Annotated in this window: 9 protein-coding genes, 1 pseudogene and 1 other annotated feature; of the genes and pseudogenes, 2 read left to right on the top strand and 8 right to left on the bottom strand. The window is 56.7% G+C overall.

Annotated features, from left to right (window positions below):
• Positions 1–56: 56 nt before the first annotated feature.
• Entirely contained in the window at positions 57–1,043 is a 987-nt protein-coding gene (locus tag EAX62_RS04675) for a L,D-transpeptidase (protein ID WP_199711116.1), read from the top strand.
• Between the two features lie 375 nt (positions 1,044–1,418).
• Here EAX62_RS04675 and EAX62_RS17485 read toward each other — a convergent pair whose 3' ends face one another.
• Positions 1,419–2,081 carry an IS30 family transposase gene (locus EAX62_RS17485; protein WP_407703299.1) on the bottom strand — a complete coding sequence of 221 codons (663 nt, stop codon included), beginning with the start codon at positions 2,079–2,081 and terminating at the stop codon, positions 1,419–1,421.
• A 124-nt stretch (positions 2,082–2,205) separates the two neighbouring features.
• Here EAX62_RS17485 and EAX62_RS04665 point away from each other — a divergent pair, with 124 nt between their 5' ends.
• Entirely contained in the window at positions 2,206–3,543 is a 1,338-nt protein-coding gene (locus EAX62_RS04665; protein ID WP_407703298.1) for an ISL3 family transposase, read from the top strand.
• A gap of 39 nt (positions 3,544–3,582) precedes the next feature.
• Here EAX62_RS04665 and EAX62_RS17480 read toward each other — a convergent pair.
• The 7 genes and pseudogenes from EAX62_RS17480 to EAX62_RS04630 all read right to left on the bottom strand — a co-directional run.
• Positions 3,583–4,071: pseudogene (locus tag EAX62_RS17480) on the bottom strand (IS3-like element ISPfr13 family transposase); the annotation flags it as partial.
• Positions 3,679–3,812, bottom strand: a sequence feature (AL1L pseudoknot). (Overlaps the previous pseudogene by 134 nt.)
• Before the next feature lie 20 nt (positions 4,072–4,091).
• Positions 4,092–5,513: a lipopolysaccharide biosynthesis protein gene (locus EAX62_RS04655; RefSeq protein WP_121900443.1), complete on the bottom strand. Its 1,422-nt coding sequence runs from the start codon at positions 5,511–5,513 to the stop codon at positions 4,092–4,094.
• Positions 5,514–5,752: 239 nt separating this feature from the next.
• Complete coding sequence (locus tag EAX62_RS04650; protein WP_325048796.1) at positions 5,753–6,562, bottom strand: polysaccharide pyruvyl transferase family protein; 810 nt, start codon at positions 6,560–6,562, stop codon at positions 5,753–5,755.
• A gap of 461 nt (positions 6,563–7,023) precedes the next feature.
• Positions 7,024–8,145: a glycosyltransferase gene (locus EAX62_RS04645; protein ID WP_121900441.1), complete on the bottom strand. Its 1,122-nt coding sequence runs from the start codon at positions 8,143–8,145 to the stop codon at positions 7,024–7,026.
• On the bottom strand, positions 8,145–9,434 hold the full coding sequence (locus EAX62_RS04640; RefSeq protein ID WP_147454011.1) for a hypothetical protein: 1,290 nt from the start codon (positions 9,432–9,434) through the stop codon (positions 8,145–8,147). Before EAX62_RS04640 ends, EAX62_RS04645 begins: the two co-directional genes overlap by 1 nt.
• 623 nt (positions 9,435–10,057) lie before the next feature.
• Positions 10,058–11,332 carry a Vi polysaccharide biosynthesis UDP-N-acetylglucosamine C-6 dehydrogenase TviB gene (gene tviB, locus EAX62_RS04635; RefSeq protein ID WP_121900439.1) on the bottom strand — a complete coding sequence of 425 codons (1,275 nt, stop codon included), beginning with the start codon at positions 11,330–11,332 and terminating at the stop codon, positions 10,058–10,060.
• Positions 11,329–12,276 carry an NAD-dependent epimerase/dehydratase family protein gene (locus EAX62_RS04630; RefSeq protein WP_121900438.1) on the bottom strand — a complete coding sequence of 316 codons (948 nt, stop codon included), beginning with the start codon at positions 12,274–12,276 and terminating at the stop codon, positions 11,329–11,331. Before EAX62_RS04630 ends, tviB begins: the two co-directional genes overlap by 4 nt.
• Positions 12,277–12,385: the final 109 nt, after the last annotated feature.

The raw sequence follows: 12,385 nt of genomic DNA, 5'->3' as shown, positions 1-12,385 counted from the left end.
ATCAAATTCGCGCCGATGTTATCGTCATTTCATCCCAATATCAGAAAGGCTCCTGCATGCTCAAGCGCGCACTGCACGTATTCATGGCCGTCATCCTGGGTGCCACCCTCGGCCTCGCTGCGTTGCCGCAGGAAGCAAAGGCACTGGAGCCGACGCTCTACAACCAGCCCGGCGATCACTTCGTCAACGGACGCTACTGGCGCACCTCGTGTGACATGTACTCCACCAACGTGGTGCGTTGCCGCACGGAGATCTTTGCCACCAAGGTGGTCAAGTACGCTGGCAACTACTACAACCACAACGGCTGGGTCTTCAACAACCTGACCTACCTGCCCTCCGACGAGGGACAGTGGGCCGGTAACCCGCTGGCCACCAGCAGCGACGCCTGGTATGCCCCGGATGGTCGCAAGTGGAAGACCGAGTGCAACACCCCGGCCACCGGCCAGGGCGGTTGCCGCTCCTACGCCTTCGTCTCCGACGTGGTGAACGAGGGCGGCAAGTTCTTCCGGAAGAGCAGCTGGATCCTGAACAACATCGTTCAGTTCAGCACCGCGTCCGTTCCCGCGCAGAAGACCATCCTGCCGGCCGCCCCGGCCGTGCCGAACATGCCCGTCGAGACGGCGTTCGTGCCGCCGAAGCCCACGGCACCGCCCGTGAACACAACCTCGTTCCGCACGGACTCTCGCTGCAACACCGGACGGGTGCTCTGCATCTCGAAGAACCAGCGCAAGATGGCCTACATGATCGACGGCAAGATCCAGGACGTCGTGTCGGTGCGGTTCGGCTCCGAGCTGACGCCCACCCGTAACGGCAACTGGACCCTGTTCCGCAAGTCCCGCAACCACGTCTCGAGCCTGTACGGCTCGGCCATGCCGTTCGCCATGTTCTTCTCGGGCGGCCAGGCTGTGCACTACTCCTCGGACTTCAACCGCCGCGGCTACAACGGCTCGTCCCACGGTTGCGTGAACGTCCGCGATTACAACGCGCTGGAAGCCATCTTCAATTCCATCCGCGTCAACGACCGCGTGGTCGTCTACAACTGATTCACAGCTGAACCAACGCAAACTGCGGCGCGTCCCTGATGGGGCGCGCCGCAGTTCCTGTACCAGCAGGTTGACCGGGGCGGAGCAAATTCAAGCGTGTTTGATTGTGAAGGAGACCATGATCGGCCTTACCAACACCCTCAAGTCCAGGCCTGCGTGATGGGTTGAAAAACCTGAGGATCTTGGGTGGCACCCTCAAGCGTCACCGCTAGCACCTGCTGGCCTACTTCGCCCATCCGGGCGCTAGCAATGATTCCCTTCGGGCGATCAAATGCCGACGCTGCCATTTTGGCTGAGCGATGAGTGTGAGCCTGAAGTGGCCCCGGTTGGAGCGGTGGTGATGGGGCGGATTCATGGGAACGACGCAACAGTTGCTTATCTGTCTGCTGACTTAAGCACAGTGAACTGCGTGGCCGGTGATGTCCACGAGAGCGACTTGCGAGGGCGGTTGTTGAGATGATTTTGGACGGCAGCGAGGTCAGGGGCCGAGTGTCGACGTAGATCTGTGCTTTTCGGAAAGTACTGCGAAACGAGGCCGTTGCCGTTCTCTTTCGTACCACGCTGCCACGGTGAGTGCGGACCGCAGAAGTACATCGCCAGCCCTGTTGCCGCCGTGATCTGATCATGGTTGGCCATCTCCTTGCCCTGATCCCATGTGAGTGTTCGGCGCAGGCGGGAGGGGACGGCGGCCATCGCCTCGGTGACTGCCCCACCGGTGGCGGCTGCGGTGTGATGCTGGGGCAAACGTACGAGTACCGTGTACCCGCTGGTGCGTTCCACCAGCGTCCCGATCGCGGAACGGTTCGCTCCACCCGTGATCAAGTCGTCCTCCTTAAGCTGTTTGGTGAGGCCGGATCGGTGTTTGGCGTAGCCTTTCCGGTCACCCTCGGGCAGCGGGTATGGCTTAATTTGTCGCCCTGCCGCCCGGGAGATGAGTGCGGCGAGATGATGGCCCGGGTGGATGCGCCACGCGGACAGATCTGCTTCGGGAGTATGTCGCTGCTTCCGGTGCCATGGTCGTGGCGGCGCAACAAACACCGATACGAGCCCTATATCTGAAGGGGATCTATGCTTCCTGGCTCCTCGTAATGGCGGCGGGGAGAGCACGACGCTGTGAGTTGAGGCGGGTATGTGAGGGGGCCCAGGGGTTGGGAAGATGGAGATGTCTTACGTCCCAATCGCCAACCCGAGGGCCCTTGTGCGAAACGCTACCCCACCCTGCCTTGATCAGTTCTGCCGCCTCGATCGTCTCGATCTGACCGTCGTTGCTCAAGAGGTCCTGCCGAGTCACTCTGTCTTAACCTGTGTCGTCTTGTCGCCGGGAAATTGTTGCCCGGGCTGCGACGACGTCGGCGTCCTTCACGACACCGTGATCAGACGGTTGGCCCATGTCCCCAACGGGTGGTGGCCCACCATCTTGGAGGTTCAGGTGCGGCGCTACCGCTGTCCGTCCTGCTCGCGTGTGTGGCGACAAGACACCCGGGCCGCGGCTGAGGCCCGCTCGAAGCTGACCCGGCAGGCTGTGGTGTGGGCGTTGAAGTCCCTTGTCATCGACCGGATGTCGATCTCGCGGATCGCCGCCGGACTCGGCGTGGCCTGGAATACCGCCAACACCGCTGTCTTGGCCGCCGGCCAACACTTGCTGATCAACGACCCCACCCGCCTCGACGGTGTCAAGGTCATCGGCGTCGACGAGCACGCCTGGCAACACGTCACCGGAAAGGACCGCTACGTCACCGTGATCATCGACCTCACCCCAGTACGGAACAAGACCGGCCCAGCCCGCCTACTCGACATGATGCCAGGCAGGTCGAAAAAGGTATTCAAGGACTGGCTGGCCGCCCGCGACAAGGACTTTCGCGACGGCATCGAACAGGTCGCCATGGACGGGTTCACCGGATTCAAGTCCGCCTCCGTCGAAGAACTACCCGACGCGGTCGAAGTGATGGACCCCTTCCACGTTGTCGCCCTCGCGGGGCAGCGCCTCGACGACACACGGCAGCGGATCCAGCAACTCACCATGGGTCATCGCGGCCGCTCCGGAGACCCGCTCTACGGCATCCGCGCCACCCTGCGTTGCGGCTACGAGATGCTACGGGACAAGCAGAAGAACCGACTCGAAGCCGTGTTCGCCACCGACGCGCATGCCGTGGTCGAGGTCACGTGGAGCGTCTACCAGAGCATCATCACGGCCTACCGGAGTAAGGACCGCGGTCTCGGTAAGCAGCAACTGACCCGGATCATCGACTCACTCAAGACCGGGGTTCCCGCAGCGTTGCCGGAGTTAGCGACGCTGGGCAGGACTCTCAACCGAAGACGGGTGGATGTGCTGGCCTACTTCGACCATCCGGGCACCAGCAATGGACCTACTGAGGCCATCAACGGCCGCCTCGAACACCTCCGAGGCACCGCCCTCGGCTTCCGGAACCTGACCCACTACACCGCCCGGTCACTCCTCGACAGCGGAGGATTCAGGCCCCTGCTCCACTCTCTTTTATGAAGAGCCGGTCAACTTTCGCTGGCCGTGGTGGTCGACGTTCCAAGCCAGGTTGCGGACTTTGTTGGTGACGTGGGCGTCGGAGATGGTGCGCGCCGTCACCGGTTGGCGGATGCTCTTCCAAGACTGGTACGTCCTCGCGGCGATCTAGCAGCCTGCTCACGAAGGACCCTACAGATCGACTCGACCGCATGGCCTTCGCCTTTCATGGCGTCGATGAAGCTCATCATCAGCGGTAGCGGGGGTCAAGTTCCCCCACGAAGAAAGACGCTGCGGCATTCAAAAATGCCACGTCTTCCCTGAACCGTCGGTTCTCCGTCTTCAACTGTTGATCTCTTCGCTCTCCTGGGTGGTGGCACCGTCGCGGGTCCCGGCATCGAGTTGGTCCTGGATCACGCAGCGACACACGGTTTCCTTCCCGAAGCCGAGTTGCTTGGCCACCGCCGCTGCCGCGGCGGCCAATGATGGGTACTCGCTCTGGTGTTCGTTGGCCAGCCGCACAGCTTCACACAGATTCGGATCCCCGACCACACAACACCCATGTGTCCACCTCACTTTGTCCGGCGCAGAACTCGAAACAGTTCCATCGAGTTAGCAACTATAGGCCTACGGAAAAAGGCGAAATAGCCGAGTAAGAGAACAACAAACGCTCCGGTTGCGACCACCCCATCGAGCGTGGAGTGCATCAGGATGGCGCACCCCACCAGTCCGATCTCCACCCACATGACTGACGGCAAGGAAATGCCCAGAATTCTTACAAGTGCGACCTCGGCCACAATAGCTCGCAAACCAAGTACAACAACAATTGACACAACAGCCAGATGCAAATCCTCCAATAGATAAACAGTGACAAAGCTCAAACAAACGCTGACCGCAAGAGCTGCGAGGTTAACCCCCAGTAGAAGGTTTTCCCGCCTCAACGTCTTGAGATACTGATTCACCAAGAGGCCCATCCGCGACTCAAAAACAATGATAGGCAACAGAAGCGGGATGTACTGAGTACCAATCTCAAACTGCGGGAGCCACAAATTGATTAAATGGGCAATAGGGAACGAAAACGCTAAGACTACAAGGAGTGAAGATGATAAGGGGATACGAATAGCTCCATAGAGCCCCGGCAAGCGGTCCGCCCCGAGGCGCCGCAGGGCAGGAAACAGAACAAGACCCACCGCATTAACGAAGACCATGAAAAGAGTAGTGACATTCAATGTCAGCGAGATGGCGCCGAATACAGCAACCCCAAAGACTCGATCAATCAAGAAGCGAGACACCCCAAGAATAAGCATGTTTGAAGTACTTGCCAGACTCAACTTGGACCCGACGTACACATTCTTCAACAACTCCCGGAAAGCCAACTTCCATTCCCGAAAATCAACGGATAAGATATCCCGCGTCAGAATTACCGCAACCAAGAGCGACAATACCTTAGCAAAAATCTCAACCCAAGCAAACCATACGAAATCTCTCACACCTAGCAAAAGTAGCGCAGTCAAGACGCTGGCGAACAGGACCCTGTCCCCGATGGCAACACGACTGTAGGCCTTGAAGTCAGAAGCCGACTGCATTTGCATCAAGACAAAGTGGCGCACATTGATTGCTAAACCAACCAGCGCCGTCAAACGAATCACGCCAACACGTTCTGGACTGGAAGCCAGCGAAGGAGCCAACCAAAGAAACAAAACAGAAACCAAGGCTGCAAACGCGACCAGAAACAGGGCCTGTAACCCCACTGCCCGAGCCGCGATCTCCGACCGCTCCAACCCTGCGTAACGCAGGTTAGCTCCCCCACTCACGCCGAACTGGATCAGCAGCACGTATGAGGAATAGAAGACAAACAGTTGCCAATACCCGTATTGTTCAACACCCACCAGCTTGGGAATAACCAAAGTCGCCATCGCCGACACTACAGCCACCGAAAAATTGGAGATGATCGCGTGAAGGACATTAGATTTAAACGACTGGCGGTGCGGCATCCGCAATCACCAACTCCTCGGCTGATTCGAGCAATACAATTGAGCTGAGTCTGACGAACCTCTTACAGTCCCCCGCCGCCCTAATCCAGGGGCGGCAGGTGGACGTCCACTGGCCATGCCGACCGGAAGGCCACAACCATGGAGGGCCAGATTTCACAGGTGCAGAACCCACATCAAAGAACCTATGAACGGTGCACGTCACGGGAAGATATCCCAAATCATCACATCAACGCCATCCACTAAGCATCAACACTCACAAATTGCTTCATCCAATCATCTATTGCCACCCGATTAATTCTGACATCAGTCACCACGTCCTGTTCCACCATTCTCCGCAGCTCAGATACGTCTCCACGAGGGACCACGTTGAGGTTGTGGGTCTCCTGCATGTCTAGCGCGCGATGGTCAACAGCGACGATGATCGCTCTGCGTCCATGCCTCATTGCAAAAATCCCCGCATGCAAGCGGGTCCCCACGTAGTCGACGTCCTCCATCGCCAGGAAGTCCCGATATGCACTGAGGCTGGGCTCTATCAACGTGACTCGATCAAGGACGTCGAGTTCCGACAGATACTGAAAATCGCGGGACCCTTGAATCCACACAAACGTTTCTTCATACATATCGCGCAAAGCATCCAAGATCGCGAGATCATGATCACGATTCTGCGCATAATCGGTCACGGTGAATACCACCCGCGGGGCACGAGCAAGCGGAATCTTTGCGCAATGCTCTGCCGTGAGAGTCCACGTTGTCGGGCACCCAGTGTTGACTGCTCGAACCCCAAGAGCCTGAAGGACCTCAGCAGTCCGTTGGTCGCGCGTGGAGTGCACAATGCTAGGCGACAGGACGCTCCGGTATATCCACTTAGTGTAGGGGTCCCTTATTGGACCAGAACCACCCACACCACAACCCACCGTAACAGCGCCCCGATACAACGGAGCGGATACTGGGTTTATATTCCATCCTGGCTTTTTACTGATCAGGGTAGACTTGATCAAATTGGTCCCCCCCAGGAACTTCAAATTCGCCTTAAGGCAAAAGTCGCGCATACCGTTGGAAAGGAGCATTTGATGCCCATGAAGAACGGGAGAGTGTGTTGAGAACCGCGCAAGAAAGTTTCCTCGCAGAATCGGAGCAAGCTCGGTCATTAGCGCGTCATTTATGATGTTGTCACCCAAGTTGAGTGTCCCATACGAAGGATCAAAAAGCACTATTTTCTTCACGTGTGGATCTTTCTGTTGTAACTCATGGTTGAAATGGTTTTTACTAAAACCCTACTCGAAATACTAAGCGTTAGAATCAAATAGACCCATACTCCTCACAATTGGAACGGTCGAGAGGGTCGCAACGCGTTAGTCCAAATACACCAAAGTTGACACGCTTCACAACTTGCGCCACCAATGCGGTCCGAACGTTTGAATCTCGAAAGCTGAGCCGAATAGGCTCTGCCCGAAAGTCCAGGAAAACAGATGCGAACAACAAATCAGAGAAAGCACCTATCATCCAATCGCTATACGCGCCTTCCCAACGACGACGAGAGGCGAAGGTACAGTTCCTGGATGCTATTCGCGCTCTCCACTGAATCGTATCCTGCGGCCCTCAACTCATCCACCCTCGAACGGCGTTCGCTTCCGCACACCCAGGCAGTCATCACCGCGTCAGCCCATTCTTCATCTGTGTCGGCAAGTCTCATAAATGTCACCCCCTCCGTGACTGCAACTTCGCTTGTGACAGTGTCAGCGACAACGCAGGGCAAACTTGACACCTGCGCTTCAATGACCGCGACGGGTAACCCTTCGTAAAGGGAAGGGAACAGTAAAACATCCATAGCAGCAATCAGTTCCGGAACGTCTTTGCGAACACCAAGCAGGTGCACAGTGTCTCCCAATCCCAACTCGTTGACCCGCTTTTCAATTACGTCACGAAGCTCTCCATCTCCAACAAGCACTAGACGGGCTGACGGTTCTTGCGCTGAAATCCGCGCGAAAATTCGCAAAATGCGCTCGTGGTTCTTCGGCGTCGCGAAGCGACCCACGTGGCCAACCACCATCGATTCTTGCAATCCCAGAATCGCCCTAGTTGATTGACGAGCGCTTCGGGCATCTGCAAAACGGTCCAGCCCGATTCCATTTCGAATGATCCGCACTTCTTTGTTACCGAACATCCACGTTGCCGCGGCTTGGGAGCACCCCAACAGAAGATCGGCTGAATAGCGCAGGGGCAATCTTAGTGCCGTCCTGATCAGGCCGGAGAGACTTGGTTCTCTGCCAGCGGTGTGGCTGTGTGCGATAACTTTGCGTCCCAGTGTCCGGGCTATGGGAATGTAAACAAACCCAGGCACCGTGTGGTGAGCGTGAATGATGTCCCACTCAGGATGATCCTTGAAACATCGCCACCACCAGAGCGCGTAGCCAATTACATTCCAGCCTTTGAATCTTGGAGCCCTTACCACGCGCCCGCCGAGCGCAACCACCTCATCTTCGTGCGCGCCACGTCCATCGCCGTCGTTCACAATGAAGTCGAATGCGATCCTGTTTGGGTCGACATGCCGAAGCCAATCCATCACGACGGCCTCCGCCCCGCCACGGTCTAGGCTCGCCATCACTTGGAGCACGCGCACTTTCTCTACCATTACCGTCTGCTCTTTCTAAGACTTGTCACTTCCAGCGATTGAACGGCAACTCCACGCTCCGAAATGCGAAGAGTCGCGGTGCTTCTCGAAAGCGGGGCCGGCTTCCGGAGACTGCTGCTGACTTGCTTCAGACTCGGAGCGGCAGGATCGCTGTTCGAGGTTTTCGAAAGCGCAATCAAGGCGAAGAACAGCCCCGCGAGCTTGAATCTATGTCTTGCGGCCGTGCCTGCATTGCTGACGCCTGCACCAAAAACAATACTAGAAATCACTATTGAGATCATTAAAGCGTACCCCAGTAGCCGTTCATTTCGGCCCAGTAGCTTCCTCCTGCGGAGGAAGAGAAAGGGGGCTCCTAGATAGAGGACCGAGTCACTCAGGAAAGTTGCAGCATCCACCAAACCCCTTATATCCCATGGCATTGGGGCGCCAAGGAAATAAACTGCCCTTAAGGGCCCAAATAGCAAAAGCTCCGGATAGGAGGAGATGGTCAATCCGCTCAGATACTGCGAGCCGCCGCTCCGCCTGTTCACATCACCGAAGAGAATCTCCTCCGAACCATAACCATCAAACTTCCCTAGAAATACGTCAGGATTCTTGGCCACGACAGCTAGGACCATGGCCGCCGCGATGGCCAAATAGGCCAGGCCTTGCAGACTGACCCCAAAACATCTGCGGGTTGGCTGATAAACGATCGACACACACACGTATCCGATGCCAACTGCGATCACCGCAGCATGAAACGTTGCCCCTACGAGGACCATAACGGCCGTCCATATCAAGAACGTCCCTCGCCCACTCTGAAACCATCTGGCGAAAAAGTAGGCTGAACTGGCAACGAGGAACCCCACCACGCTTTCCCTCAAAAAGATGGAGGACAAGATGAGCGAGTTGGGGAGGAGGGCCACTACCGCCATCACCTTGACCGTCTGTTCCCGATCCAACGGCAGCAAATCCGTGATCAGACCGACAACGAGCACGAGACTCATACCGAAAAGCACGTTGGTATATTGCCCGAATATCCGGAGCGGGCCAGTGACCCAGAAAAGGGTGCCGAAAAGTTTAGAGAACGCTCCTCCGCGAATATCAACGCTCAGGAGAGAAGGGTCTTGCGCCACCGCCCGTGCGTAATTGAAGAACATTTCGCTGTCCAGACCGCTATTCGGCAAACTGACGATATGGGACAGGTTTAAATCCCAGAACACAAGGCCTACCCGGATAACCAAGGAGACCACCAACAGTAGCGCCACACTGCGAATGCGATGTCGCGCAAGGATGTAGATCGCGACCATGGCATGGACAACCACCGCTACACCCTCGACCCAAGTCGACCTCTGTGCTGGCACCCAAAGAATTCCCAGAATCAAAACAAATATGAACCAGGTGAGCCAGAGTTGCAATAATAGGACACCGTAAGGAGATCTACTCCCCACCTTATCCGCACATCGAGAGTTCATGACGTGAAAGATCCGCTTCGCTTTAGATTCTGTTCGATGGGGACGCTGGCTCCGGCCAAAGTCAACGGCGGCGTTTGAGAAAGTTTTAACCAGTGACGCTCTCCGCGTTCCTGCAGTCGCCGCTTCGTCATCGGCGTACTGACACGGAACTCTCGGCAGCGCAGCATTTTGCGCCCCTTTCGCTCGGGATCCTACACATTTTCACGCTTATTGATGCAGCTTCGACATGTTCATCAGCGCTCTCCGTGGCCATCCGTAACAAACTGACCCGTTTTCCAAGAGGGTACTCAGGTCTACGACGGCGCGCCCATGCGTTAAATTCTGGATGCCAACCGCGACGCGCAGAGTATGCACGACCGTGACGTCCAACGATCCTCTGCTGCCTCGAGAGCGCAACCGTCAGGCGTTCACGGACTTTAGCTAAGTGATCACAGCCTTTTCGGGGCGTCGGTACCACCTCAGAGTCTCATGTCAGAATCGCTTGAATCAAACGCATTCTTCAGGTCATAGAGCACGTGGCTTCCGCGAACTCCAAATTGACGGATTGCCTTAGGTCCCATCTTTTGATATTCCCGATGGTTCACCGCGACGACGATTGCATCGTATGCGTCTTCGGCAGGATTTTCCACGAGCAGCACATCGTATTCCGCATGAGCCTCCGTTGGGCTAGCCCATGGGTCATGCACGTCGACGACCACGTCGTATTCCTGAAGTTCACGGATGATGTCGATCACACGTGAGTTCCGAAGGTCGGGGGTGTTCTCCTTGAACGTCAAACCAAGCACAAGGACGCGTGCCCCGCGCACGGGGATACTATTTTTCGTCATTCGCTTGACGAGTTGTGCTGCCACATAGGCGCCCATCGAGTCGTTGAGTCGTCGTCCTGCCAAGATGATCTCCGGGTGGTAGCCGACTGCTTGTGCCTTGTGCGTCAGGTAGTAGGGATCGACGCTAATGCAGTGTCCGCCCACCAGGCCAGGGCGGAATGGAAGGAAGTTCCACTTCGAACCAGCGGCAAGAAGCACGTCCTCGGTCTCGATCTCCAACTTATTAAACAAGATCGCCAGTTCGTTCATTAGGGCGATATTCACGTCGCGCTGTGTGTTCTCGATCACCTTAGCCGCCTCGGCCACCTTGATTGACGGCGCCCTGTGCGTGCCGACCGTGACGATGGCACGATAGAGATCGTCGACAAGGTCTGCAGTCGCCGGGGTGGAACCAGAGGTGACCTTCACGATGTTGTGAACGCGGTGCTCCTTGTCGCCCGGATTGATCCTCTCCGGGCTGTAGCCCACGAAGAAGTGCCTATTGAACTCGAGTCCGCTGACCCGTTCCAAAACGGGCACACATTCCTCCTCCGTCGCACCCGGATATACAGTCGATTCGTAGATAACGACGTCGCCTATAGCGAGGTGCCGGCCGATAGTCTCTGACGCAGACAGGACCGGACCGAGATCTGGTCGCTTATGCTTGTCGATCGGTGTCGGTGTGGTGACGATGTACACGTTGGCCTCGTCCAGGCGGGACTCGTCCACAGTGACAGTGAGATCCGCGCGGGCAAGGTCGTCATCTTCGACTTCCAGGGTGTGGTCGTGTCCCGATCGCAACGCATCGACACGCTTCGAGTCGATATCGAAGCCGATGACCGACGACATTTTACCGAATTCTACAGCCAGCGGCAGACCAACGTATCCAAGCCCAATGACCGCGATCCTCACGTCTTCAAGTCTCATGCCTGCTGCGCCTTCTCCGCGACGCTACGGAACCACTCGACGGTCATGGCAAGACCATCCTTCAGGCCGAGTGGTTCGACAGACGGAAACAGTTCCCTTACGCGTCTGTTGTCGGCTTGAGAGGCGCGCACGTCGCCAGCGCGTGGGACCGTGTGCTCACGAGAGACTCTGAACCCCAACTCCGCCTCGATGTCGTCCAGAAGCGCAAGCAAGGTGGTGTTGGTTCCATAAGCCAAGTTCACAGGATCGGGGCTGGAAGTCTGGTTGAGAACAGCTTGGTGAATAACTGCACACACCGTTTCCACATAAGTGAAGTCGCGAGACTGCTCCCCGTCCCCCTGCACCTGCGCCGGCCGACCGTTCATCGCTGCGTCAAGGAACTTTGGAATGACCGCTGCGTAGGCGTGGTTGGCAGCTTGGCCCGGACCGTAGACGTTGAAAAACCTAAACGCGAGGGCCTTCAGTCCATAAGAATACTGGTAGGCCAGCGCATAACCTTCGGTGGCCTGCTTACTCACGGCATAGGGACTCATAGGACGAGTCCAGTCAAACTCACTCTTCGGCATTTTTGGATTCGATCCGTACACCGAACTGGAGGACGCGACAATTACATGACCAACCCCGACCTCGCGAGCAGCTTCGAGCACGTTGAGAGTGCCCGTGGTGTTGGCCTCATGGGAAGCACGTGGATTGACGATAGATCTCGGAACGCTGGGGATAGCAGCCAAGTGCACTACCGAATCAACACCCTCAGTCACGTCTTTCAACGAATCGAAGTTCAGTATTGACCCTTCAGTGAAGTTGACCTTCAGATTATTTAGATTCTCGGACGAGCCGGTGCTTAGATCATCAAGGATCCGGACCTCATCGACTCCTTGCTGCAAGAGGAATCTGGCGAGATTTGATCCGATAAAGCCGGCGCCGCCGGTAATAAGTACGTTCACTTCAAACTTTCTTTGGGTCGTCTGATGTCGGCGTTCGGCGCAAAGGATTTTCCCACCGAACTACACATAGCTAGATGGGGATCCCCCCGGTGCCGGTATGAGCAACGAG

Source organism: Tessaracoccus antarcticus, assembly GCF_003688855.1.
Taxonomy (GTDB): domain Bacteria; phylum Actinomycetota; class Actinomycetes; order Propionibacteriales; family Propionibacteriaceae; genus Arachnia; species Arachnia antarctica.
Note: the sequence above shows the minus strand (reverse complement) of the source record. Positions and strands in the feature narration are given on the sequence as shown.

Excerpts from the sequence above, each read along its gene's own strand:
- EAX62_RS04675 (WP_199711116.1), top strand. The coding sequence starts at position 57 with ATGCTCAAGCGCGCACTGCACGTATTCATGGCCGTCATCCTGGGTGCC.
- EAX62_RS04665 (WP_407703298.1), top strand. The coding sequence starts at position 2,206 with ATGTCTTACGTCCCAATCGCCAACCCGAGGGCCCTTGTGCGAAACGCT.
- EAX62_RS04655 (WP_121900443.1), bottom strand. The coding sequence starts at position 5,513 with ATGCCGCACCGCCAGTCGTTTAAATCTAATGTCCTTCACGCGATCATC.
- EAX62_RS04650 (WP_325048796.1), bottom strand. The coding sequence starts at position 6,562 with ATGCGCGACTTTTGCCTTAAGGCGAATTTGAAGTTCCTGGGGGGGACC.
- EAX62_RS04645 (WP_121900441.1), bottom strand. The coding sequence starts at position 8,145 with ATGGTAGAGAAAGTGCGCGTGCTCCAAGTGATGGCGAGCCTAGACCGT.
- EAX62_RS04640 (WP_147454011.1), bottom strand. The coding sequence starts at position 9,434 with ATGGTCGCGATCTACATCCTTGCGCGACATCGCATTCGCAGTGTGGCG.
- tviB (WP_121900439.1), bottom strand. The coding sequence starts at position 11,332 with ATGAGACTTGAAGACGTGAGGATCGCGGTCATTGGGCTTGGATACGTT.